We start from the raw sequence: 24,788 nt of genomic DNA, 5'->3' as shown, positions 1-24,788 counted from the left end.
GCGTCCACCGGCCCGCACCGGCATGTCACCCCACCCCGCCAAGACCAGGGACCGGCCCATGACCCACCCGCCACTGCAGTCCCACGGACGTGACGTCCTGCGCACCCCCGACGGCGCTTTCATGCGCCTCGCACCCGAGGCCACCCCCGCGCAACTCGATGCCGCCCTGGCACAACGCGCTCGCCGCCGACGACCCCATCCTGCTGTCATCACGGTGCACGGCGACGCTCCGCAACTGTTCACCCCCGTCGTGGCTGCGCTCACTCCGCTGACAACCCCCACGGGCGACGCTGACGAACCCACTCCGTTGGCAGTGGCTCTTCACGCCGTCACCGGGCCCGCCGACGAAGACCTGGCTGATGCCGATCTGGCCGCCGGAAGCGCCGTCATCCGCGTCCACCGGGAAGATGACGTCCTTTTCGTCCATCCGCTCGCCGACCCAGCCGACCCACACGCGGTCAGCGCCCACGACCTGCGCGCCCGCCGACTCGCTGCCAGCCCTGCCGCTGACCTGCTCAGTCAACTCTGGCAGGACCGTGGCGGTGACCCTCTCACCGACCTGCCTCCCACGGCAGCCCACCTGGCCGTTGCGCGCATCCTGCAGCACGCCCTGCACTATCTGCACCGGCAACCACATCGGGGACCCCACCTGCTCCACCGCATCGAGATGACGCCGTTGCGAGTCGATGATCACCCCGTCTTACGCGTCCCTGAGCTGCACACTCCACCCCGACCCCGCTCATGACCACCTCCACCCACACCCCGCTGCCTGCCGCCACGACCTCCGCCACCACCGTGCCCATCACCACCGTTGACGGGCATCGACTGCACACCCTGCACCTACCCGCCACCACTACCGACACCCGCGGCACCGTTTTGCTGCGCACTCCGTACGGCGTCGAAGCGCTTCTCCCGGAGGCTCGTTCCTGGGCTGGCGCCGGATATCGCACCTACCTACAGGACGTGCGCGGCCGCTACCGCTCTGAGGGCCATTGGACCCCGTACGCCCACGAAGGCAGCGATGGGGCAGACACGGTCCGTGCCCTCCACCGCGATGGCGGTATCACCGGTCCGCTCCTGCTCAGCGGCTCCTCGTACGGCGCGCACGCCGCCATCGACACGGCACGGGCCTTGACCGTCACCGACTCTCTCAGTGCACGCCCCGCAGGTGTCATCGCGATGGTCCCCGCTCTGGGGCTCTGGGACACTGCGCACGCTCCGGATGGCACCCCCCGACTTCGGGACCGCATCGGCTGGTGGTGGCAGCACGGCCACGGATCCATCTCCCACACCCCCCTCGATCCGACCACCTTGGACGCCCTGACTCACCGGGCTACCCACAGCCAGGTCACCGAGCTGTTTGCGGACCATCCAGACCTCGACGGTCCCTGGCGCCGCCTCTGGAGCGCGCCCCGCCCCGACCCCACCACTCGCTGGTCCGGCCTGCACACCCCACTCCTCGTGATCGGGGGCAGTCGAGACTTCTTCGCTGAAGATTCCCGCTGTCTCGTGCAGCACTGGCCCGGGCCAGCGGCACTGCTCTGGGGAGACTGGGGTCACGGGCTCGGCACCCACCTGCCAGCGACTCACCCGGTCCGGCAAGCCTTGCGCGCCCACGGCGGTCTGCTCCCGCCGATCCTCACCTGGGCTGATGCCGCCGCTCACCATCAACAGCATCCCGACGTACCTCATCCGCACCTGACTGCCCGCTGCCGCCTCGACCCGATCCACGGGTGGCGCCCACTGCCTGACCGGGAGGAACCATGACCACCCTGACGCACCCTGCGCCCTGGCCGCTGGACGCCCTCGTCGACGAACACACCGGACTCATCCGGCGTGTTCGCACCGTCCTGCGCCCAGAGCGCGCACCGCACGCCTACACCTCGATGACCGCTGAAGTTGCTGACGCTCGCCGCCTCGGCGAATGGCCCGCCGACCGGGTCTCCCTCGGCACCACCTTCGGCGACCCCCACGGCGCCTGGATCGCCGCCGTCGCCGAAGCCTGCGAACGCTACTGCGGCAACTATCTTCCCCCCGAAGGGGATGACCTGCGTCGTGGCACCGCCGCAGAGCTACGCGCTGACGGTCGCCAGGTGATCGATCTCGATCGGCTCCCGCGCTTCGCTGACTGGCAGGTACGACGCCCCGGTTTCGAATACACCCCCCTTGATGAGCACACCCCCACCCTGTGGGTGCGCTGCGCCGAAGACCACCCCGAGCATCCCGGACGTGGTACTGCCGGTGAGGTGTGGGCACCCTCATCCCTCATCCACCTCAACTGGCGTCTCCAGCGTTACCGCGACCTGCCCCGCATTCATCACCTCAACTACGCCGGCATCGCCACCGGTCAAGGTTTCGCCGATGCCTGCGATCGAGCCCTCTACGAAGTGATCGAACGCGACGCCCTCGAACTGTGGTGGCACCTTGGCGGGCCCGCCCGAGGCATCGACCCCGCCACCATCCCCGGTCTGACTGACGCCATGGCAGGCTGCGACCTTGACTATTGGGTCGTGGCGATGCCTCACGAATACGCCCCGGCGTTCGCAGCGCTGGTCCACGACCCCCATACCGGGGTATATGCCGCCGGGTTTTCCGCGAAACCAGACCCTGCCGAAGCCGCCCGCAAAGCAGTCCTCGAAGCGGTGCACACCTGGATCTACACTTTGGGCACTGTCGACGCCGACGGCTGGGTGTTTCACGCCATCACTGCCGGTCTGATGGCCACCGGCCTGCACCTCGACCACCGCGACGACCATCACTATCTCGACTCGGCAGGACCGCACTTCGCGGCAGTGCGCGACCTTGGCGCCCACGTGCAGATCTGGCAGGACCCCCGCACCCACCATCTCGCCCGCCGCTTCACCCACCCCGACTTGGGTGTCGGCGATCTCCACGAGATAGAGGCGATCTCCTCAGCTCACCTCCGCCGCCGCCTCGCCGACGCCGGCCACCGCGTCGTCGTCAAAGACCTCACCACCCCCGACGTCGCTCCGACCGGACTGGCCGTAGCTCGCGTGCTGGTCAGCGACCTGGTCCCCAATGCTCCTGCGGCATTCGCCTATTACGGGATGCCCCGCTTCGCCGACGCCGCCCGTCAGCGCGGCTGGCCCATCCCACACGGCCCTGACGACCTGGAGCTCACCCCGGCTCCACATATGTAGGAGGACCAGTGAGCGCGACCCCGGCCCACATCGACGACGTACCTCCCACCACCATCCACCGCTGGCTCTCCCGGATCGTGGAGATCCGACTCTGGCGACTCGCCGCTGCCCACCCTCGGCTCCTGACCGCGACCACCGTCCTGCAACTCGCCGTCACCCTCAGTTACGCCGTCCAAGCAGCTTTCCTCGCTGCTGCGCTCTCTGGTCTCGCCCTCGCTGCCCGCGACCACGACACCACCGCGCTGCCGACCGGACCACTGAGCGCGGTGTGTCTCGTCGTCGTGACCCGCCTCGCTCTCGCCCAAGCCCACATCCACCTCGCCACCAGGCTCGGCGAAACAGTCCGAGCTGACCTGCGAGAACGCCTGGTACGCGCGTTGATCGTCCCCACTCGACTCCATGACGCCGACGAACGGCTCGGGGCGCGCCGCTCCGCCCTCACCGAAGGAGTCGACGGTGTCGACGCCTACGTCAGCAGATACCTCGCTGCCGCACTGCAGGTGTGGATCCTCTGCCCGCTGGCGATCGCGGCCATCGCCTGGATCAACCTGTGGGCAGCGGTGGCCGTGGCCGGCTGCGTGGCCGTCGCGGTCCTCGCGCCCCGCTGGTGGAAGCGCCGACTCACCGACCGTGGACGCGACCACTGGGACAGCTACGAACAACTCAGCGCAGACCACCTCGAATCGCTCCGAGTCATGTCGACCCTGCGCGTCCTCGGTGCAGTCGGTCGTCGCCGCCAACGACTCCAAGAGCGGTCTGACGCCTTGCATCGGCACACCGTCGCCACCATGCGTATCTCCTTGATCGACACCGGCCTGACCGACATCGGCATCCAAGTCGGATTGACTGCCGCCGCCGCGCTCGCCGCCCTCGAAGCGACCGGCGCGCTCACTGTCCCCACGCTCGGTGTCCTCCCCGGGGCGTGGGGTTCCGGTGCCACTGCGACGTACCTGGTGCTGTTGCTCTCCTCTGAGGCGTTCCGGCCGGTGCGCGACCTGGCCCGGCACTGGCATGCCGGCTATCTCGGACTGACCGCCCTCGACAGCATTGACGCTGCCCTGGCCGGGGGGACCAGCACGTCCGACTCGCTGGCTTCCGCCGCCCACCCGCCGACCACCCGGAGTACGGCGCAGAGCGCCACCTGGCAGGACGCACCGGAGTTGACGTTGACTGACGTCCGTTTCGGATATGACGCCGACGACCTGGTCCTCGACGGCATCGATCTCACGGTGCGGCCCGGTGGGCTCGTTGCCCTGACCGGAGCCTCCGGGTCAGGCAAGTCAACGCTCTTTGACCTCGTCCTGGGGCTGCTCCACCCCCAGCAGGGCACCATCGCACGGCCCGAACGCGTCGCCGTCGTCTCGCAACACTCCTATCTGTTCCCCGGCACCGTCGCTGAGACGCTGCGGGTCGCTGCCCCTACTGCCAGTGAAGACGACCTCTGGCACGCCCTCACCGACGTCGGCCTGGCCGACACGGTGCGGGGGTGGCCGCACGGCGTGCACACGGTCCTCGGTGAAGGCGGCACCGGGGTGTCCGGGGGGCAACGCCAACGATTGGCTATCGCCCGGGCGCTCCTGGCTCGCGCGGACCTGCTGCTCCTCGACGAACCGACCAGCGCCCTCGACGATGCCAACGCCCGCCGCATCTGTGACGTACTGCGTCGGGAGGCACAGCATCGCATCGTGATGATGATCGCGCACCGTCCTGAAGCTGTCGCCGCCGCCGATCGACGACTGCACTTGCAGGGCGGCCGGTTGTGTCCCGAGATCATCCCGCACCCTCAGGAGACGCCATGAATACCTCCGGTACGACGGCCGCACCGCTGACCGTGACAGCGCCCTCCGGTGGTGCCGTATCGGCTCCGACTCGCGCTACCTCTACGATCACCGACCTCGCTCGACTGGCTCCGTCACTTCGCGGTGAGCGTGGACCATTGCTGTGGACAGCCCTGGTGGACCTCGCTGCCAATGTGTCCTTAATCGCACTGTCCGTGACCACCGCCCATCTGGTCGCCACTGCGGTGCTCTATGGCCGGGCCGATGAGGGGCCCTGGTGGGTCGCGGCCGTCGTCCTGGCGTTGCTTCGCCCCGTGCTGACCTGGCACGAAATGGATGTGTCCCATGCGGTGGCCTATCGGGTGCTAGCTGCGTTGCGGATGGCCCTGTACGACGGATACGCCCGTGGCGTGCCTTCTCGGGGCGGGGTGCATTCGGGACGACTGGCGGCGACTGCGATGACTGACGTGGAGAAACTGGAGTTTTTCTACGCCCACACCGTCGCCCAAATGGCTGCCGCCGCGGTGCTGGTCGTCGTCGGAGTGCCGGTCGCCGCCTGGGTGTCACCAGCGCTCGCGGGGGTCTTGGTGGCGGGTCTGGTGTTGCTGGTGGTGACGACCTGGCCGTTGCTAGGCCGCGGTGAGCGGTGGGGCGCCACCCAGCAGCATCGGCGTACTGAGCTGTCTGAACGTGCAGTGGATCTGCTTGCCGGCACCCGGGAGATCTTGGTGTTTGACCGTCGTGAGCAGGCGGTCGCCGATCTGGCGGCGGCGGCAGCTCGGGCGGATGCTCCGGCGCGTCGATTGCGGGCGGTGGAGGCCTGGGGCGCCGGGATCCGCGAGTCGGTGGTGGTGTTGACGTCGGTGGCGTTGATGCTGGTCGCTGCTGGTTTGCCTGGTTGTGATCCGGTCTGGGTGCCATGTCTTTTGGCCGGCTCGTTGACGTTTTTTGCTCCGATCGCTGAGGCGGTGGCGGTGGCAGCGACTTTGCAACCTCATCGGGCGAGTGCTCGTCGGGTCGCGGAGGGAATGTCTTTGGGCGCGGATATCGGTGCAGCCTTGCCGGGGCCGGGGCCGGAGCGGGAGCGGGTGTCTGGGGTGGCGCCGGTGTCTGCGCAGCGGCAGCAGGCGGCGTCGATCAGCACTCGGGGGGTGCGCTTTGACTATCCAGGTCGGGCGCCGATCATGGTGCCTGACCTAGAAATTGAGCCGGGTGAACTGGTCGGGGTTGCCGGGCCATCCGGGGTCGGCAAGTCGACCTTGGCTCGATTGCTGACCGGGTTGTGGCGGGCTGACGCTGGGATGGTGCTGCTTGGGGGTCGTACGCCGGAGCAGATCCCCGCGGGAGAGTGGCCGTCGTGGGTGCAGCTGGTCGAGCAAGACGCGCCTTTGGTGCATGGTTCGCTCGCGCACAATCTGCGTTTGGGGGCACCGGATGCCACCGATGGGGATCTGGAGAGCGCGTTGCAGCAGGTGGGGCTGTCGGTGACCGATGAGGCGTTCCCGCTGGGCTTGGACACTGCTGTCGGGGAGGACGGTACGACGTTGTCTGGTGGCCAGCGGGCTCGCGTGGCGTTGGCGCGGGCGCTGTTGCTGGAGCCACAGATCTTGGTGCTGGATGAGACGACAGCGGCTTTGGACGCGGCTGCCGAGTCAGCGGTGATGGATGTGGTGGAGCAGCTGCGTTGCACGGTGCTGGTGATCAGCCATCGGGAGCGGACGTTGGCGCGAACGCCTCGGGTGATCCGGTGGCTTCCCTGAGGTGACGGGGGCCTGAGAGCTGAGCAGGGGTCGGCTCTCAGGCCCCCGAGCTGGTTCAGTCCTGCGGGTAGAACGCCTTGTTCATGGTGGTGACGGCGTCGATGGTGCCCCAGGTGCCGGGGAGGACGTGGGTGCCGGGGATCGCGACGAGCCGGTCATCGTGGACCGCTTTGACGCCGCCGAGGTGTTTCTTCAGCCATTCACGGGTGCTTTTTTCGTGGTCGGGACCAGTGGTGGTGAACACGATGACCTGAGGGTTCTTGGCGACGATGGTTTCGCGGGAGACTTCGGCGGCAAAGAATTTCGAGAAGGCTTCGTCTGTGGGGGAGAAGACGCTGGTGCCGCCTGCTGCCGCAGCCATGCTGTGTTCGACGCCTGCGCCGATTGCGGTGATGGTGTCGCCTTCGATGAAGAGTTGGGCGACGGTCGGAGCGGTTTTGCCCTGGGCGCGGTCTTTGGCGGTTTTGAGCTGAGTTTCGGCCTGGGCGCGTAGCTCGGCTGCGGTTTTTTCGGCACCGATGATCTTGCCGAGGGCGTCGATGTCGGTGAGCAGGTCGGTGACTTCGGCGGTGGAGCGGCGCTGGAAGCATCCGGCGGCGGCGACGTACACCTGCGCGCCGGACTGACGGAGCTGGTCTTGGGTGGCGTAGCCCTTTTCGGCGGTGAATTCGTAGGTGGTGGGGGACAAGACCAGGTCGGGGCGCGCCCCCAACAGCTGTTCCTTGGTGGGCGGGGCGTCTTTGCTGATGATGTCGACTTTATGGCCGTCGGCTTCGAGAGCGCCGGGGAGTTTCTCGCCGTGGGTCTGGGCGACTGCGACGACCTTCTTGGCGGCGCCGAGGCGGGCTATGAGGTCTGCTTGGCCGGTGCCGAGGGCGACGATGCGTTCCCGACCGACGGGGTAGGTCTGGTCAGCGCCGCAGTTGGTGAGGGTGACCGTGGCGGCGCTGCTGCTGCCGCTTGCTTGTGGGGTGCTGACACTCTGACCGCAGCCGGTGAGTGCGAGCGCGCTGAGGAGTGCGATGGTGACGGCGCGGCGGTGTTTTCTGGTGGTGTTGAGGCTCATGGGTTGTCCTTGGTCGTGGTGGTCGACAGGTGGGTGGTGCGGCGGCGGAAGGACAGCACCTGTCCACCGCGGGGGTCGGGGATGGCCATCGAGGACACGCCGAGCGTGTCGTCGAGGAGTTGTGGGGTCAGGACGTCGGTGACGGGTCCGTGGGCGTGCAGCTGTCCGTGGTGCATGACGGCCGCTTGATCGCAGTAGGCCAGGGCCAAGTTGATGTCATGGAGGGCTGCTAGCACGGTGGCGCCTCGGGTCGTGACCAGGTGCAGGAGGTCGTGTTGAAACCCGAGGTCAGCATGGTTAGTGGGTTCGTCGAGGATCATGACGGGTGCTTGCTGGGTGAGGGCGCGAGCTAGCAGGATGCGTTGTTTTTCGCCGCCGGAGAGGGACGCGAAGGTGCGGGCTGCCAGGTGGGGAGCCCCGACATCGGTGAGGGAGTCGTGAGCTAGGTCGAGGTCCTGGGGGGAGTCGGCGCCGAATCCGCGCTGGTGGGGGACTCTGCCGAGGAGCACGACGTCAAGTGCGGTCAGCGGGAAGTCGGAGCTGATTTCTTGGGTCATCACGGCGATCCGTCGGGCAGCTTCGACCGGGGGGATGCGGTGGACGTCGTCGCCCCCGACGCGGACGGTGCCGTGGGTGGGGCGGTGGACTCGGTAGGCGGTGCGGAGCAGGGTGGATTTGCCGCTGCCATTGGCCCCTAGGAGGGCCACGGTCGCACCGGTGGGGACGGTGAAACTGACCTGGTGGAGGATGCGGTGTCCGCCCAGGGTGAGGTCGATGCGGTCGAAGGTGAGGTCCATTAGCTGTCCTTGCGGCGCATCAACCAGAGAAAGAAGGGGGCGCCGGCGACGGCGGTGAGGATGCCTAGCGGGATCTCGGCTGGAGCGACGATGCTGCGCGCCAGGAGGTCACAGACGCTGAGGAAGGCAGCGCCGCCAAGGACACTCACCGGGATGACGTAGCGGTGGTCGGCACCGACGATCATTCGGGTGACATGCGGGACGATGAGTCCGACGAATCCGATACCGCCAGCGACAGCGACAGTGGCGGCGGTGAGCAGGGCGGTGACGGCCAGGAGGGTCCGCCGTAGCCGGGGGACGTCCACGCCGAGGGCGGTGGCGGTTTCGTCGCCGACCATGAGGGCGTTGAGGGAGCGGGTGCGCAACCCGACGACGATCACTCCGATGAGCAGCGCGATGGCCGGTGGCAGGAGGCTGGTCCAGGTGGCAGCGGAGACTGAGCCGAGCAGGAAGTGCAGGATGCTGAAGATCTTTTGGGCGTCGGTGGTCATCAGCAGGAAGTTGGTGAGGGCGGACAGCAACGATCCGAGGGCGACTCCGACCAGGATGAGTCGGGCGGGCACGATGACGCCGCGTTGCAAGGCCAACAGGTAGACCAAGGTCATGGTGGTGGCGGCGCCGATGAACGCGGCGAGGTTGAGCATCACCCCAGACGCCATGATTGAGCCGGTGACGATGGCGAGGACCGCGCCGAGCCCCGCTCCGGAGGAGATGCCCAGGATGTAGGGCTCAGCCAGGGGGTTGCGGACGCTGACTTGCAGGAGCGCTCCGGCGAGGGAGAGACAGGCCCCGGCAAGCGCCGCCAAGAGGACCCGGGGAAGTCGGAAGGTCCACACGACTTGGTCTTGGGCGGCGGTGATGCTGCCGTCGCTCATCCAGGGCATGTCGGGGAGTAGATGTCCGAGGACGATGCGTGCTGCTTGCCAGGGGCTCATAGCCAGGGGACCATGCGCGGTCGAGATGAGGACGATCGTGATGATGGCTACGGCCAGCGCGATGCTCCAGAGATGCTTGTGGCGTGCCGTCCTCACCGTTCTCCTTCATATAAGGGCAGGGGACGAAACTCTAGCAATAATGAGAATCAATCCCAACTGGTAGTGACGGTGGCGGCCCGTCTTTCCTGTGCCCGCCCCAGGGACGTCCTCACAGAAATCATCGAATGACGTTGCCGGTCAAAAGGACCGACCAGGATGACCGCGGATGGAGTACGACGAGCTCACCCCGACACGCCCCCAGCCCCACTGACGCCAGGCCCCCTGAGATCAACCCACCTCAGCGCGCTACCGTCGCCCCAGGAGAGCCGATCACCCGCCGAGCCAGGTCATGACCGCACCGACACGCTTCTACCGGGTCAGCGCCCCCTGCCCAGGCCACCAAAAAACCCGCGTCAAACGCATCACCCGCGCCAGTGACATCTCGCACCGACATCACCGCCTCAACCGGGACCTCCCCTAATACCCGCTCCCCACACGTAACCCTGGTCGGCCCAGGGCCAGACCGATTCAACACCACCGTCGAATCGAGCCACCGCGCCAGCTCACCCGGCCCAGCACCGTCAGCCAACGTCAACAGTCGGGATTCGTCCGCATTCGCAGAAACCACATCCGGACCCATATCGATGAGCCACTGAGAAAAAGCCGCCACACCGCAATCCTGGATCATCCCCGTCGACGACACATCGACACTGACCCGGCCCCCCGCAGCGTGCACCTGACGCGCCGCATCCACGACACTTTCACGTCCGATCGGATCCTGAAAGGAATACCCGGTGACATGAAGCAGATCCACCCCAGCCAGCCACTGTGGATCAATCGGCCCGAGCCGTGCACAAGCTCCTCGACAGGTCAACATGCTGCGCTCGCCGTCAGGACCCACGATGACGACGATGGTGCCGGTCGTCCCGCGCTGTTGCAGACGTACCTCGACGTCGTGGTCGCGCAAATCGCGGGCTAGGTCCTGTCCCGTGCGGTCAGTGCCGACACAGCCCATAAACCGGGTGGGGTGGTGCGGGCCAGCGAAGGCAGCGACGTTCGCGGCTGACCCGCCACGGGTCAGAGTGATCTGCGCGGTGGTGTCGGTGGCATGTCGGGGGGTGTCGTCGAGCCAGACCACCACATCCTGGACGAGATCGCCGATGACTCCGAGCATCAGGGCTCCTGGGGTGCAGCCTTGAGGGATAAGGCGACCTGGGTGGCGAGCTGGACGTTGTTGCGATAGAGAGCGACGTTCGCTTCGAGGCTGGCGCCACCAGTTTTGGCGCGGATGAATTCCAGCAAGAAGGGGGTCAGCCCTTGGCCGTTGATTCCGCGTTCGTCGGCAGCAGCCCAGGCTTTGGTGACGGTCTCCTCAAGCCGGGTGGGGTCGAGTTGGGCTTCGGTGGGGATGGGGTTGCCTACGAGGAGCGCGCCGGGGGTGTCGAGGCGTCGTTGAGCTCGATAGACGGTGGCGATGTCGTCAGCTGATTCGAGTCGGTGCGTGACGCGATGGCCGGAGTCGGCGACGTAAAAACCTGGGTAGGCGTGAGTGCGATATCCGACGATGGGAACACAGAGAGTTTCGAGGCGTTCGAGGGTGGCGGCCACATCGAGGATGGCTTTAGCGCCGGAGCTGATCACGACGATCGGGGTGCGGGACAGCGCAATCAGATCGGCAGACTCGTCGTACGTGCGGTGAGCGCCGTGGTGTACCCCACCGAGACCCCCGGTCGCGAAGACATCAATGCCAGCGCGACGAGCCAGATAGATGCTCCCGGAGATGGTGGTGCCAGCGTTCTTCTTCAGCACAGCCCCGAGCGGGAGTTCACGGATGCCAGATTTCAGGGCGATGTCGTCATAAGCGAGTTCGTGGATTTGGTCCTCGTCGAGTCCCACCGTGGGTATCCCCCGGTGGACGCCGATGGTGGCCGGGACAGCACCCTCGCGACGGACGATGTCTTCCGCTTCCAGGGCGACCGCGATGTTGCGGGGACGAGGCAACCCGTGGGTGAAGATCGTCGATTCGAGGGCGACCACCGGGCGGCCGCTGCTGAGGGCGTCGGCGACCTGGGAGGAAATCTGGAAGTAGGGGTCCATGGGGGCTCCTCGATGTCGCACGGCAGGGTTGAACAGAGACAATAAGGTCGCTTTGGGGCAACGGACAGACCCAATTCACTATCAGCTCATAGGGTTTCGCTATGAGATTCACGTTGCGCCAGTTGCAGGTGTTCGATGCCGTGGCGCAGACCGAGCACTTTGGCAGGGCAGCCCAGCTGGTCGGTTTAGCCCAGCCGACTGTCAGCGGCGAGATCAAAGCACTAGAGCGCGCCCTCGGCGTGATGCTGTTCTCCCGATCCCGGTCAGGCACCACACTCACCGAGGTAGGCCGCGATCTGTGGCCGTGGGCACGGGAAGTCACCCACGCCGCACATCGACTCCAAGACCGCGCCGATCACGTCTCGCCGTACGGGACGATCCGGCTGGCCGCATCACCCAGCCTGGTCAACAGAGTGGTGCCAGAGCTGCTGCGACGGATAGGACAACTGGAGCCGTCCTTGACGGTGACCGTGGTCGAAGTGCCGACCGGCGGAGTGGGACAGGCACTACGCGCCGGAGAAGCCGATGTCGGAGTAGGGCATCTCGTGGAGTCGGTGCCAGGCACTCGGGGAGCACGAGTTGGCACAGACCAACTACACGTGTTGACAGCGGCGGGCCTGATCGACGCATCGGCACCGATCACACTGGGGCACCTGCCAGTACGGCGGTTGCTGCTGTGGCCACGCGAGCAACACCCGGCGTATCACGATGTCATCGTCGCAGCGTGCACAGCGGCGGGGATGACCCCAGAAATCGTGGCGGCGACCACACGTTTTTCCGGATCGCAGTCATATCTGTTGTCCTCCGGGGAAGCCTTCTCCCTGGTGCCGGAAGACTTCGCCCGCGACGCCCCATCTAGCCTGGCCCACGCCCCGCTCGACCCTCCAGTGTCCGTGCCCTTACAGGTCCGATGGCGGGTCCCACCTGTCAGCGGGGTGGACCAACTGCTGACCCTTCTCGCGCACGTACGCCGATCCGCGCAGCGCAGGTCAACGGCACACTCACGCCGACTCACCCCGGCGACTCAGCAGATGGCGACGAATGTAGTAGCTCGCGATCAGCAGAGCAGCCCACAGCGGGCCGACAATCAACGCCGGGCGGAAGTTCTCCTGAGTCCACATCACACCAAGCAAGACGACGAAGAACCCCAGAACGAGATAGTTGCTGTACGGCGCACCAGGCATCGGGAAGTGCAATCGGGCCAGCTGAGCCTCAGTCAGCCCCCGCCGAAAACGCAGATGGGTGTAGGTGATCATCGCCCAGTTGGTGCCAGCAGCAAACAACGCCACCGCCATCACATATCCGAAGACGTCCTTGGGAAATAACGCCACCAGCAACACCGCTGAGGCAGTCACCGCCGAAGACACCAACACCCCGGCAGCCGGAGCGCCAGTGCGGCTCAACTGACCCAGAAAACGAGGAGCATTCCCCTGATGGGCAAGGGTGTGCAACATCCGGCCATTGCTGTAAAGACCACTGTTGTACGCAGAGACCGCTGCTGACAACACCACCACGTTGAGGATATCCCCGGCGTACGGCACACCAATCTGGTCAAAAATCGTCACGAAGGGGCTGCCGTTCTGACCGATCTGATTCCACGGAAAAAGACACAACATCACGAAGACAGCGCCGACGTAAAACAAGAAAATGCGGTGAATCACCTGGTTGATCGCCCGCGGAATCGTCGTGCGTGGATTGTCTGCCTCACCGGCAGCAATGCCAATCAGCTCGACACCACCGAAGGCAAACATCACCACCGCCAATGCGCTCGCCACGCCCCAGAGGCCCTGCGGCATGAACCCGCCATGGGCAGTGAGATTGGTCAGTCCCACGGGAGGTTCATTGGTGCCCACGCCCGTGGTGATGATGATCAGTCCGCCGATGATCATCGCCACGATGGCGACCACTTTGATCAGGGCAAACCAAAATTCGAATTCGCCGTACGCGCTGACTTCGATGAGATTGACGGCGGTGATGACAGCCAAGCAGACCGCTGCGGACACCCAGGCAGGGACGGTGGGCCACCAATGGTTGATGTAGACCCCGACGACGGTGAGCTCGGCCATGGAGACGGCGACATAGCTAAACCAGTAGTTCCAGCCGGAGTAATAGCCAGGAAGCTCACCCCAATGAGTGCGAGCGTAGTGGGCGAAAGCGCCAGTGACGGGTTCCTCGACGCTCATCTCGCCGAGGGCGCGCATGACCAGGAAGATGATCAGTCCGCCGATGGCATAGCTGATGAGAATCGCAGGTCCGGCACGGTGGACGCTGCTGGCTGATCCATAGAACAGCCCGGTGCCGATGGCCCCACCGAGGGCGATCATCTGGATGTGACGGTTTTTGAGACCTCGATGCAGAGTGTCGCCGTCGGTGGGGGCAAGGTGGGTGGTGTCAGGATCCGCGGTAGCGGCAGCACTGGTGGGCATCGGGGCCTCTGGAGGGTGTCGTTGAACGTGAGCGCCGGGAGGGCGCAATGGTCACGTTGTCCAGAATAATCGACTGAAATGCGGCTTACTCGTCCGGGGTGACGACCCTAAGCCGGTGGTTGATGGTCAAATTGTTTAGCGAGATGAGAAAGTCAGCGGGTGGCTGTCGCGTCGGGTCGGTCCGTGGCCGACAGATCAGGTTGCGGATCAGGCGCTTGACTGAACCGCTGCAAGAACAGATCCACTCCGGCGTACGACGCCATCACCAACAAGCCAAACACCACGATCGCGACGATCATCACCGCCACGGGACCCATCCCGTGCGTGGCCACATCCACGAAGGCATAGGGGTATGCGGTGATCGCGGCGCCTCGGATCAACATGAACACGGTCCAGATCATCGGCAGGAGCAGACTGCCCACAATGGCCCACCGATCGATCCACCTCCGCGGACCGGCCCAGACCCAGCCCGCCACCGCCACCACGGGCACCACGATGTGTTGCCAGGGGTTGGTCAGCATCGACCATCCCTCCAACACCTGGCTGGGTCCGATGAGCGTGGCATAGACGATCGCCGTCACGGTGATCATCATCAGCGCATCCAGCAGCAAGGAGCGCTGCCACAGCGGCGGCGGTGAGTCGACATACCCGTGGGCAGGTCGCGCCACCATCACCCAGAAGGCGACGGCGACGATGATATTGGACCAGACCGTGAAATAGGTCAGGGTGTCCCAGACCCGTGACCACATTCCTGCTGGGCCTTCCGGGTTGGTCCCCAGGAGATGACCTGGTTGTGCTGGTTGGGGGAGGAAACCTCCCGAAGCGGACAAGATGATCACTGCCAAGAAACCTGCTGTGGCAGTGATGGCGACGACGCCATGGATACGGCGAGCGATGACGGCATGACGGGATGACGGAAGGAATACCACGGTCAGAAATCGATCTGTTGTTAGCGGGTGGGGACAGTGACGGGAGGCAATTCAATCCAGCGCAGGGTGGCATTGCCCTGGTCGGCGGCTTCCACGAGGTCAGCGATCACAGTGGCCTGGTCCGTGACCATCTCGCAGCAATCCTGCCCGGCTGCACTGATTGCCAGGTCCAGACTGGCCGGGGTAGACCGACGAATGTGCATGGTGGCACCGCAGTCGACTCGCTGGTGAGAGGCTTTTCCCTCCGGGAGACCTTGGAACCAGGCGACGACCGCCTGGGCGGCGGCAGCGCTGGTGATATGAGCGACCAAGGTGATCTGGACATGCGTGTCGAACGGGCCGGATTCCTGCGGCCAAGGCCAGTCGTAGTTGATCTGATAGCGCTCAATCACCGGGTGCTCCTCGATATTACGACGGGGAATGGTCAGCGGTCAGAGCCGCTTCGTGGCGGCAGTTCGGTCCAGGTCACCGTGGCGACTTCGGAGGTGTCCTGCGTGGTGCCTTGGACCACCTCAACGACCTCCTGGGCATACCACGCCACCGAGTCCGCGGCATCCTGACCTTGGGATTCAATGTCGAGAATCGCCTCTGCCCCGGTGGGTTCATGCAAGAACATGGACGCGCCACCGTGATAGCGCCAACCGGCCTCGCTGGGAAGCTCGCTGGGCGTGAGCGTGCTGAACCACCGGCTCACGGCAGCCATCGCAGCGGCCCCGGTGATCTGGGCACGCAGGGTCAGGACGACCTCCTCGGGGTCTCCGGCGAAGAGTTGCGGCCATCCGTAATTGAGCTGGTACTGCTGGATCATGAATGCCTCCGGGCGATCATGCCTGCTGGAGAAGGGCGTTGGTATTCCCACCAGGCCGGTGACGGGCTCGACCGTATCACCGGGATGTGCGCTCTTCCTGGGAGGCGGATCCAGGTCAGGGGTGCGGTGGTCCATCAGGTCAAGCGGCGGAGTTCTTCCCTGAGCTGTCGGTGGAGTTGCTCCCAGACGATTTGCTGTTGCTGCTGGCACCGGCGCTGCTCGGTCCATGACCCGAGCCGTTAGCGCCGACCTGGGCTGGGGTGGGGGTCTGCGCTGGGGTGGCCGGTGCGGATGAGCCGTTGGGGCCCGCTGGTGGCGGGGCAGGGGTGGCGATCGGAGTGTAGGTGCTCACCGGGATGAACTCTGCTTTACCTGAATGCACCACTTCGGCTTCCGCCCAGGCTCGTTCGTACGCTTGCCGGACGGCGTACGACGCCAACTCGCCAAGGGTTGTCGTGGTGTTCAAGGTGCGGCCGCCGTCACCGCGGGACGCACCGAGCACGATCACTCCGCCATCAGTGGGGATGAGGTAGCGATCATGCAGATCATTGGCTCGACGTACCTCTAGCCGACCGGGCTCCAGGGAGGATAGCCCGGTGGTGAGCACATGCCGGTCCCGAGTGTTGACCTTGGGGCCCATGAGCACTCGGCGAATCTGACCGTACTCGATGACATCCATCAGCTGTTCCAGCCGGAAATGAGGCTCAACGAGCATCGCTTCGTGCGTTGACGAAAAAATGGGAGAGGCCAATTCATAGGTGAACGGCACATCCGCGTCGACGGTGACGTCGAGGACGTGGGCAACGCCGTCGGTGTCCCCGGGCATGTTCAGCGCCTTGAGCAGAGCACGACCGGTTTCGGAGAGGATGACCCGGTCCTCAGCGGTGTAGACCCAGCCGAGACGTTCGAGGAACGAACAGAAGGATTCAGCGGGTTCATCATGCCCGGCCAGCAGGCGTTGCAGGTTGTCCTTGGCGCCCTCAGTCAGACCCGGCACATACCTGGTGCGTACATCTGGTGAGGAGCCGAAAGCATTCACCTGAGTCTTGCTCGGCGGCGCGCCATGGCGCCCGAGAGCTTCGACGTAGGCCAATACACGGTGGGTGAGTTCATCGACGATCTTCACGAGGTGATCATCTCATCGAACTGGACGCCCGTCCTGAGCCTTCTGGCTTGTTGCGGTGGCAGATCCGAGAGGGCAGTGACCTCTTGGCGGGCGTCATCGCTGGATACGGTAGGGATTTCTGGCGAAAGGTGTGATGCCTGCGATTTTCGGAGTTGGGGGCGACTGTGAATGTGATCACAAGGACTTCTCGGATGAATTCTGGAGGGTTCGCCACTGTTTCCCTGCGGAATCAGCTGTTCACCGTGGCACGTCGACCAACTCCGAACACACTGACGTCAGATCTTGCGCGGTGGTCGGCAAGGACACCGACGTCATGATCTGACTGAAGGTGTTCATCATGTCCGAGAGTCGGCCGTGCACCCGGGTGCCTTGGGTCATGACTACCTGAGTCCCACCTGCCACAGCGGACAGGCAGATCTCGTGCCATCCCACGGGCACTCCGTCGCGGGTCGTCACCCAGACCACCCGGTCGGTGTCGGCCACCATTCGGGTGAACTGAAACACGATCGGATGTCCATGGCCACGTTCGGTGGCCGCTAATCCGTGCCCGTCCACGACGGCACCTTCGTAGAAATGCGCCCACCGCAAGGCGCACGCCGCATCCGTCGCCGCATGGTGTACGACGCGGGGTGCTGCCGAGATAAAAAAGTCCAGCATCACAGCCGGGCGGACTTCGTCGGACAGCGCTGGCAACGGCGGGGTCGCCCGCAGGCGTCGCGGCACCGGGGTGGGCAACATCAACGGCCCGGATAGACACGGGTGCAGCACCTCAGGGTCTGCCCCGGCGTGATCGAGGAGTTCAGCGACGCGGCGAGTGGGCTCTCGCAGCAGCACAGCCAAGAGGTCGGTCTCTGACCAGCCACGAGGGAGTGAGTCGAGGAGGTGGCGGCTCTGCCGATCCAGGAAAAGGTCGCCCACTGCGCCGTGGTGTAGTTCTTCTACCGGGCGGGGCACCAGCGGCGGGACTGCCATATCGACGTCCATGTCCGGGGCGGTCAGCCGATGTCGCTGGGCGTTTTCCGCTGCCTCCCGTGCCACGGCCAACGTGACTCCGTGTTCGGCGAGGATCTGGGCGCATGGTCCGCCCCAGGCGAGCAAGCCGAGCAACAGGTCGGTGACCTCGATGACGGCAGCCCGACGACGTGCGGCTTCCCGCCACGCAGCGTTCATCAGCATCATGGTGGCGCGGCTGTTCACAGGTGTTGTCCTGACGGTCGACGTACATGGTCGTGCCATGAGTGGGGGGTGTGCGTCGGGCTCGTCGTGGCGTCGGCTCGGCGCTCGGTAGGGCCTCACGGCGGACGGCCTTGTCGGCCAAGCTTAGGCGTGTCCGCTTCATGCCGATTGTCGCTGGAAGGTCAGCCACCGTCGTGACCTGGTCGGCCCCGGTCATCGTCGCCGTCACGGCCGTGCACTACTATCGCGGAGCCATCGGACGACGTCGTGGAGGGGCAATGCCGGATTACGAACTCGACACCACCCAACGCAACGGGGTCCTTCGCATTCATGCGCGGGGACGCGCGGTCTTAGCCAATCCCATGACCAATCGGGGCACAGCGTTCACCGCGGAGCAGCGCGAGGCCCTGGAGATCGGTGGGTTATTGCCGACCGGGGTCACCTCAATGGGCAATCAGGTACGTCGAGTCTATGAGCAGTACAAATCGGCACGCACCCCCTTTGCCAAGCACAGCTATCTCGCCAACCTCCGCGACCGCAACGAGGTGCTCTTCTACCGACTGTTCTCCGATCACATCGAAGAGATGATGCCGATCGTCTACACCCCGACCATCGGTGAAGTCATCGAGCGATTCAGCGTCGAGTACAACCGGCCCCGCGGGGTGTTCCTGTCCATTGATCGACCGGAAGCCATCGAGCGTTCTCTCCTGGAATACGGCCTAGACCCTGAGGACGTCGACCTGGTCGTGGCCACCGACTCTGAGGGCATTCTGGGCATCGGTGACCAGGGCATCGGTGGTGTCCAGATCGCTATCGGCAAACTCTCGGTGTATACCGCCGCTGCGGGGATTCACCCTCGACGGGCGATCCCGGTGGTTCTCGATACCGGCACCGACAACCTCGGTCTGCTCAACAGCCCCTTCTACCTGGGGGAGCAGCATGCCCGGGTGCGCGGTCCGCGGTACGACGAGTTCATCCGCACGTTCGTCGAGGTCACTTCACGGGTCTTCCCGCATGCGATGCTGCACTGGGAGGACCTGGGCACCGGAAACGCGTTCCGCATTTTGGAGGCATACCGGCACGACTACTGCACCTTCAACGACGACATCCAAGGCACGGCAGCGGTAGTACAAGCGGCCATCCTTGCCGGAATTGACGTTGCTGGGCATCCGCTGAGTGACCACCGGGTCGTGTCCTTCGGCGCCGGGTCAGCAGGGATCGGGATCGCCACGCTGCTCCGTGATCACATGGTGGACTCCGGGATGTCCGCAGCAGAAGCACAATCCCGGTTTTTCGCCATCGGTCTCCAAGGCTTGTACGTCGAGGACATGGACGACCTGCTGGACTTCCAGCGGCCCTTTGCCCGGTCCCGCGCCGAGGTCACTGAATGGGGATGTGTCCCGGGACGTCGGATCACCTTGTTGGACGTCGTACGGCAGGTCAAGCCAACGATCCTCATCGGCACGTCCACAGCAGGGGGCGCCTTCACCCGTGAGGTCGTAGAAGAGATGCACCGCTATTGCGAGCGCCCGATCATCATGCCGCTGTCGAATCCCACGGCGCGGGCCGAGGCGACTCCAGCAGACCTGATCGAATGGACGGATGGGGCGGCGTTGGTGGCCACGGGAAGCCCGTTCGACCCGGTGGATCATCGAGAAGTGCGCCATTACATCGCGCAAGCCAACAATGCGTTGATCTTCCCGGGGATCGGTTTGGGAGTGGCGGCGTGTCGTGCTGAGCGGGTCACTGATTCGATGATTTCTGCCGCGGCGCGGGCGTTGGCTTCGCACGCCAATGCGTATCGTCCGGGCGCGTCGCTGTTGCCGTCAATTGACGAATTGCGGCCGGTGTCGGCGCAGGTGGCGTTGGCGGTGGCGCGCGCGGCAGAGGATGAAGGGGTGGCTCGTCGCCCGCTGACCGACCCGATCAACGATGTGTATCAGCGGATGTGGACGCCGAGGTATCCGCCGGTGGAGATCGTCTGAGCCACGTGACCTTGCGCAGCGCTGCTCGCACCTGGCAGGTGTGGCTGATGGGGCGGCCGAGGCGGCAAGGCGTCTATGCTGCTGGGCGTGACCGGCGGTCCACCCCAAATAAAACGTGAGGTTCCTTCTGCGACAACGAAGATCACCCGTGCCGTCGTCAAGCGACGTACGGTCCCGTTGGTCGGGTTGCCGGTGCTCGTCGCCGTGACCCTGTGCGGCGGGGGGTGGTGCGTGGACTCCGGATCCGCGCTCGCGGAGCAAACCACGGCGGCGAATCAGACCGAGGTGGCGGACCTGAGTTTCAACGCCCCGGCGTCTCGCAAGCCGTTGCCGACTGGGCGGCGCGACTACCACCACGTTGACGGCCCGGTGCGCCATGACATCTCTGGTTTGCGGGCGTTCGTGCCCCGGCTGCCTGAGGCAGCGTCAGTGAGTTGGGTGATCGGTCGCCGCGGGGATGACAGCGTGCCTGGTCCGTCGATGTATGAGCTCATCGCGGTGGTCAACCTCAATCCGGACGTCGCTCGTGGATTGCGGGCGCGGTTGTTGCCGGTGCGGTCTTCGTCGACGGTGCCCACTCCAGACGTGCCGCGGCAGCTGCGCGCGGATCTGCCGTCCGGGGCCTTCCTGACCAGCACTGCGCTCGAAGAGCGGGTCCGTCGTGATGTCACCCGCGGGCTGGTCAGCGCTGCGATGTCCCGGACAGAAGACGTGCTCGTGATCGTGTGCCACCGTGACAGGCCCTTTGGCACCTGACCAGTCATCGTGATGACTGCGTTGGGTCATCTGTGTTCCCAGGTGTAAGTGATCACCGGTCGCCCCGGTCCGGTACGTCGGCCCTGTCGGCGGACCAACCCGGATCCGACCAGGTGCTCCAGGTATCGCCGGGCCGTGACCCGGGATACCTCCACCGCGTGGGCCACACCAGCTGCGGACACTTCGCCTTGGTCACGGACAGTGTTGACGATTCGTCCCAGCAGGTCCTCGGACAGGCCTTTGGGGAGCACCGTGACCGGTGCGGGATGCACTCCGGCGACCAGCAGGTCCACGTCATGCTGCGAGGACAATTCGCGTGGTGCCGCAGTGTCGGCGCGAAACTGGCGGTATCCGCGAAGCCGCTCAGCGAGGGTGGCGAAGGCAAACGGTTTGAGCAGGTAATGGACCACTCCAAGGTCGGCGGCGCTACGCACAGTGGATACTTCCCGCGCCGAGGTGATCGCCAATACATCGGTGGGGATTCCTCGCCCGCGGATCACTCTGGCCACGTCCAGACCGGACATATCGGGCAGCCCCAAGTCCAAGAGCACCAGGTCGATGTTGCCGCGCAACACCATGGACAGTGCTTCTCGCCCAGATCCGACGATTCCGACGACGTCGAATCCGTCGACTCGCGCGACGTATCGGGCGTGTGCGGTCGCCGCGAACGGTTCATCGTCGACAACCAGCACCCGTAGCGGCAGGGGCGAAAGATGGGTCGCTGGGACAGCCGCGCTGGGGTCGCCAGCAGCCACGGCGGCACCCTCTTGGGTCCACATGGGTCTCATCCCGACGTCCCTCCTGCCGGGAAGCGCGCCACCAGGCATGACGAGTCATCATCGGCTACCTGTACCGTTCCGCCCAAACGTGCTGCGGCTTCCCGCACCAACGCCAGCCCGAGTCCGTGCGGTCGGCCGTCATCAGGTTTGGTGGTCCAACCGGGTGCGAAAGCGTCTGCATCGGTGGGCAGTCCAGGGCCGGAATCGGTGACTTCTATCACCGCCTGGTGGTTTTCGACGTACATCGCTACGCCCACCCGGGCTGCGGCGGAACGGGCAGCGGCCTCGATGGCGTTGTCCACCAGATTGCCGACGATCGTGACGAGTTCCGGGGCGGGAGCGATCCCAGCGGGCAGCCAGGAATCAGGATCCAAGTCCAAGGACACCCCCCGCCGAGCTGCGTCATTGGATTTCGCGAGTAGCAGCGCTGTGACGGCGGGTTCGCCGGAGGCAGACATCACTTCGTCGGTGAGGCGCTGCCCCCGCGCTGCTTCTTCGGTGGCGAAGGCGACTGCTTCGTCCGGCTGCCCCATCTCTACCAGGGAGACCACGGTGTGTAGGCGGTTACCAGCTTCGTGGCTTTGGGCCCGCAAGGCATCCATCAGCGTGCGGGTCGAGGCCAGTTCGCCAGCAACTTCTTCCAATTCGGTGCGATCACGCAAGGTGATGACCGCTCCAGAACCCCCGCCACCAGTTGGGGCGACACTGGCCACCACGATCCGTGACCCTGCGACCACCGCACGGTCAGATAAGGCCGTCCCCGCGCTGACCGCAGCCACCAGGTCGGCGGGCAATCCGAGCGAAGCCGACGGCGCTCCAGTCAGGGTCCCGTTGACGCCCAACAAGCGGCGAGCTTCATCGTTGACGACCCGTACTTGTCCGTCTTCGCCGATCAAGACCAACCCTTCGCGCATCGCATGCAAAGCGGCGTCATAGCAGTCATACAGGCCCCGCAGTTCCGGAACGGTCATCCCGTGGGTGGCGCGCGCCACCCGCCGGGCCCCAATGGTGCCGACCACCCAGGTCACTAAGGCCGCAGCTACCCCTGCGGCGAGCACGGTCGGCATCCACGACGCCACTTCCCCTTCGATGTGCTCCACGGGGATACCGACCGCGACCAGCCCCATTACCGGCCCGTCAGGTCGTTCCCGGATCGGCACCACTGACCGCAGCGAGACCCCCATCGTCCCGGCTCGGGTTTCAGTCTCTTCACCGCCGTTCGGGGCAGCACCCAATGAGCCGACGTAGATCTGACCGATCTTCTCGCTGATCGGATGGGTATACCGCTGCCCCGCCGGTGACATCACCACGACGAAGGACACGTCGTTACGGCGTCGTACCTCCTCGACGTGACTCTGCAACGCGCGGGCGGGGTCGGGGCCACGCAACGCGACCGCGACCTGCGGATCAGTCGCTACCGTGCGAGCTACTGCGAGAGTCGTGCTGGCGGCTTTCGCCGCCACCGCTCGGCGCGCCTGCACTGCCGCACCGATCGTGCCCACCACGACGACTGCCATCATCACTGCCAGCTGTGCCACGAATACCCGTGAGGCCAACGACTGTGCCGGTGCCGGACGCAACGGCACATTCCCGCGCCTCACCGGCGCATTCCCACATCAGCTATGAACACTACGAACACAACGGTGACAGTAACCGCACCTATCGGTGAGGGTTTGTCACGACAGATCTCCACCACTTTTCCGACGGATACCGCAATGGCCCTCACGATCCAGATCCTCATCGTCCTCGCCTGCCTGGTGATGGGCACCCGTTACGGCGGCATGGGACTCGGACTAATCAGCGGATTCGGTCTGCTGATCCTCGTCTTCGTCTTCCACCTCAAACCCGGCGACCCCCCGATCGACGTCATGATGACGATCCTCGCGGTCATCGGATGCGCATCAACCTTGCAGACCGCCGGTGGTCTGGACGTGATGATGAGGTACGCCGAACGGATCCTGCGCGCTCACCCGAAACAGCTGACGATCCTCGCGCCGATCACCACCTGGTTCCTCACCTTGCTGTGCGGCACCGGCCACGTGGTCTACACCATGTTCCCGATCATCGAGGACATCGCGCTGGAAAAAAACATTCGCCCCGAACGGCCCATGGCGGTCTCTTCCGTGGCTGCGCAGGTCGGTATTACCGCCTCCCCGGTGTCCGTGGCGACCGTGTCCCTGGCCACGATCCTTGCCACCAACAGCGCTGCGCACGGTGGTCCGACGTACTCCATCCCGCAGATCCTGTCAGTGTCGATCCCCGCTTCGCTGTGCGGCGTCGTGTTGGCGGCCTTGTGGAGTTTGCGTCGCGGCAAGGACCTCGATCAGGACCCGGAGTTCCAGGCGAAGATCGCCGACCCGGAAAAACGTGCCTACATCTACGGCAAAGCTGACGGCACCACCCTCCTGGACCGGGACATGCCCAAAGAGGCCTTCCGGGCCATGTGGATTTTCTTCACGGCCATCGCGATCGTTGTGATCCTCGGGGCGTTCCCCGACCTGCGGCCCAGCTTTGCGGCTGCGAACGGCAGCTCCAAGCCGCTGTCCATGACGCTGACCATTCAGATGTTCATGCTCATTGCAGGCGCACTCATCCTCATCACCTGCAAGGTCAAGCCCAACGACATCCCCAATTCAGCGGTCTTCAAAGCCGGAATGGTCGCGATTTTCTCCGTCTTCGGTGTCGCCTGGATGGCGGAAACCTTCTTCCATGCTCACCTCGCTGAAATGCAGAAAGAGCTCACCACGATGGTGCAGGCCCACGTGTGGACCTTCGCGATCGCCCTATTCCTGGTCAGTAAACTCGTGAACAGCCAGGCAGCGGCACTGACAGCGATGGCGCCGATCGGGTTGAAGATCGGGGTGGATCCGGTCACGCTTATTGGTTTCTTCGGAGCGTCGTACGGCTACTTCTTCCTTCCGACGTACCCCAGCGACCTGGCGTGCATTGGCTTTGACCGGACCGGTACCACTCGTATCGGTAAATACATCCTCAACCACAGTTTCATGATCCCTGGCTTCATCTGTGTCATCACCGGCTGCCTGGTCGGGACAGCATTGGCGCGGATTCTGTTGTGACACCGACTCCGGCGTCACTGTGATCGGGGCGTCGGCCGCTGCTGCGGATCCCTCCACCTGCAGCAGCGGAACCTGTGGTGGCGGTCGCTTCGG

General features: G+C 65.1%; 21 protein-coding genes and 1 pseudogene. 9 read left to right on the top strand and 13 right to left on the bottom strand.

Translation table 11 applies throughout. The features are described from left to right. The 5 genes from KEM60_RS08265 to KEM60_RS08245 form a co-directional block, all read left to right on the top strand. Positions 1-745: hypothetical protein (locus KEM60_RS08265; RefSeq protein WP_219107068.1), on the top strand; the 745-nt coding region annotated here is incomplete at its 5' end. After that, positions 742-1,767: a CocE/NonD family hydrolase gene (locus KEM60_RS08260; protein ID WP_219107067.1), complete on the top strand. Its 1,026-nt coding sequence runs from the start codon at positions 742-744 to the stop codon at positions 1,765-1,767. The genes KEM60_RS08265 and KEM60_RS08260, both read left to right, overlap by 4 nt. After that, a complete protein-coding gene (locus KEM60_RS08255; RefSeq protein WP_219107066.1) occupies positions 1,764-3,161 on the top strand; it encodes a YcaO-like family protein in 1,398 nt (465 codons plus the stop codon). The genes KEM60_RS08260 and KEM60_RS08255 overlap by 4 nt, the downstream gene beginning before the upstream one ends. An 8-nt stretch (positions 3,162-3,169) precedes the next feature. Beyond that, on the top strand, positions 3,170-4,960 hold the full coding sequence (locus KEM60_RS08250; protein WP_219107065.1) for an ATP-binding cassette domain-containing protein: 1,791 nt from the start codon (positions 3,170-3,172) through the stop codon (positions 4,958-4,960). After that, positions 4,957-6,699 (top strand): ABC transporter ATP-binding protein, encoded by a 1,743-nt coding sequence (locus KEM60_RS08245; RefSeq protein ID WP_219107064.1) that lies wholly within the window; start codon positions 4,957-4,959, stop codon positions 6,697-6,699. Before KEM60_RS08250 ends, KEM60_RS08245 begins: the two co-directional genes overlap by 4 nt. Positions 6,700-6,754: 55 nt before the next feature. On the opposite strand, the gene KEM60_RS08240 is transcribed toward KEM60_RS08245, so the two are convergent. From KEM60_RS08240 to KEM60_RS08220, 5 genes are all read right to left on the bottom strand, one after another. Next, on the bottom strand, positions 6,755-7,765 hold the full coding sequence (locus KEM60_RS08240; RefSeq protein ID WP_219107063.1) for an ABC transporter substrate-binding protein: 1,011 nt from the start codon (positions 7,763-7,765) through the stop codon (positions 6,755-6,757). Further along, positions 7,762-8,562 carry an ABC transporter ATP-binding protein gene (locus KEM60_RS08235; RefSeq protein WP_219107062.1) on the bottom strand — a complete coding sequence of 267 codons (801 nt, stop codon included), beginning with the start codon at positions 8,560-8,562 and terminating at the stop codon, positions 7,762-7,764. The genes KEM60_RS08240 and KEM60_RS08235 overlap by 4 nt, the downstream gene beginning before the upstream one ends. Continuing rightward, on the bottom strand, positions 8,562-9,593 hold the full coding sequence (locus tag KEM60_RS08230; protein WP_255574398.1) for an iron ABC transporter permease: 1,032 nt from the start codon (positions 9,591-9,593) through the stop codon (positions 8,562-8,564). The genes KEM60_RS08235 and KEM60_RS08230 overlap by 1 nt, the downstream gene beginning before the upstream one ends. A gap of 241 nt (positions 9,594-9,834) precedes the next feature. Continuing rightward, complete coding sequence (locus KEM60_RS08225; RefSeq protein WP_219107061.1) at positions 9,835-10,710, bottom strand: carbohydrate kinase family protein; 876 nt, start codon at positions 10,708-10,710, stop codon at positions 9,835-9,837. Beyond that, entirely contained in the window at positions 10,710-11,633 is a 924-nt protein-coding gene (locus KEM60_RS08220) for a pseudouridine-5'-phosphate glycosidase (protein ID WP_219107060.1), read from the bottom strand. Before KEM60_RS08220 ends, KEM60_RS08225 begins: the two co-directional genes overlap by 1 nt. Positions 11,634-11,734: 101 nt before the next feature. Between KEM60_RS08220 and KEM60_RS16885 the strand changes: the two are divergent. Continuing rightward, positions 11,735-12,538 (top strand): annotated as a pseudogene (locus tag KEM60_RS16885) (LysR family transcriptional regulator); the annotation flags it as partial. A gap of 96 nt (positions 12,539-12,634) precedes the next feature. Here KEM60_RS16885 and KEM60_RS16545 read toward each other — a convergent pair. From KEM60_RS16545 to KEM60_RS08190, 6 genes are all read right to left on the bottom strand, one after another. Next, the gene (locus tag KEM60_RS16545; protein WP_255574396.1) at positions 12,635-14,059 is read right to left on the bottom strand and encodes an amino acid permease; all 1,425 of its coding nucleotides are present in this window, start codon (positions 14,057-14,059) and stop codon (positions 12,635-12,637) included. Positions 14,060-14,211: 152 nt separating this feature from the next. Next, positions 14,212-14,988, bottom strand: a complete 777-nt coding sequence (locus KEM60_RS08210) for a Pr6Pr family membrane protein (RefSeq protein WP_219107058.1) — start codon at positions 14,986-14,988, stop codon at positions 14,212-14,214. A 20-nt stretch (positions 14,989-15,008) separates the two neighbouring features. Continuing rightward, the gene (locus KEM60_RS08205; protein ID WP_219107057.1) at positions 15,009-15,380 is read right to left on the bottom strand and encodes a hypothetical protein; all 372 of its coding nucleotides are present in this window, start codon (positions 15,378-15,380) and stop codon (positions 15,009-15,011) included. A gap of 32 nt (positions 15,381-15,412) precedes the next feature. Then, entirely contained in the window at positions 15,413-15,796 is a 384-nt protein-coding gene (locus KEM60_RS08200) for a hypothetical protein (RefSeq protein ID WP_219107056.1), read from the bottom strand. A gap of 139 nt (positions 15,797-15,935) precedes the next feature. Then, on the bottom strand, positions 15,936-16,922 hold the full coding sequence (locus KEM60_RS08195; protein WP_219107055.1) for a hypothetical protein: 987 nt from the start codon (positions 16,920-16,922) through the stop codon (positions 15,936-15,938). 237 nt (positions 16,923-17,159) lie between these two features. Then, positions 17,160-18,119 carry a Clp protease N-terminal domain-containing protein gene (locus KEM60_RS08190; protein ID WP_219107054.1) on the bottom strand — a complete coding sequence of 320 codons (960 nt, stop codon included), beginning with the start codon at positions 18,117-18,119 and terminating at the stop codon, positions 17,160-17,162. Between the two features lie 140 nt (positions 18,120-18,259). Here KEM60_RS08190 and KEM60_RS08185 point away from each other — a divergent pair, with 140 nt between their 5' ends. Together KEM60_RS08185 and KEM60_RS08180 are read left to right on the top strand one after the other, a co-directional pair. After that, positions 18,260-20,083 (top strand): NAD-dependent malic enzyme, encoded by a 1,824-nt coding sequence (locus KEM60_RS08185; protein WP_255574395.1) that lies wholly within the window; start codon positions 18,260-18,262, stop codon positions 20,081-20,083. An 87-nt stretch (positions 20,084-20,170) separates the two neighbouring features. Beyond that, on the top strand, positions 20,171-20,839 hold the full coding sequence (locus KEM60_RS08180; RefSeq protein WP_219107053.1) for a hypothetical protein: 669 nt from the start codon (positions 20,171-20,173) through the stop codon (positions 20,837-20,839). 26 nt (positions 20,840-20,865) lie between these two features. Here KEM60_RS08180 and KEM60_RS08175 read toward each other — a convergent pair whose 3' ends face one another. Together KEM60_RS08175 and KEM60_RS08170 are read right to left on the bottom strand one after the other, a co-directional pair. Next, complete coding sequence (locus KEM60_RS08175) at positions 20,866-21,618, bottom strand: response regulator (protein ID WP_219107052.1); 753 nt, start codon at positions 21,616-21,618, stop codon at positions 20,866-20,868. Positions 21,619-21,623: 5 nt separating this feature from the next. Continuing rightward, entirely contained in the window at positions 21,624-23,219 is a 1,596-nt protein-coding gene (locus KEM60_RS08170) for an ATP-binding protein (RefSeq protein ID WP_219107051.1), read from the bottom strand. Positions 23,220-23,333: 114 nt separating this feature from the next. On the opposite strand from KEM60_RS08170, the gene KEM60_RS08165 reads away from it, so the two are divergent. Beyond that, entirely contained in the window at positions 23,334-24,695 is a 1,362-nt protein-coding gene (locus KEM60_RS08165) for an anaerobic C4-dicarboxylate transporter (protein ID WP_219107050.1), read from the top strand. Positions 24,696-24,788 lie beyond the last annotated feature (93 nt).

This window comes from Austwickia sp. TVS 96-490-7B, from assembly GCF_019331795.1.
Classification (GTDB): domain Bacteria; phylum Actinomycetota; class Actinomycetes; order Actinomycetales; family Dermatophilaceae; genus Austwickia.
Note: the sequence above shows the minus strand (reverse complement) of the source record. Positions and strands in the feature narration are given on the sequence as shown.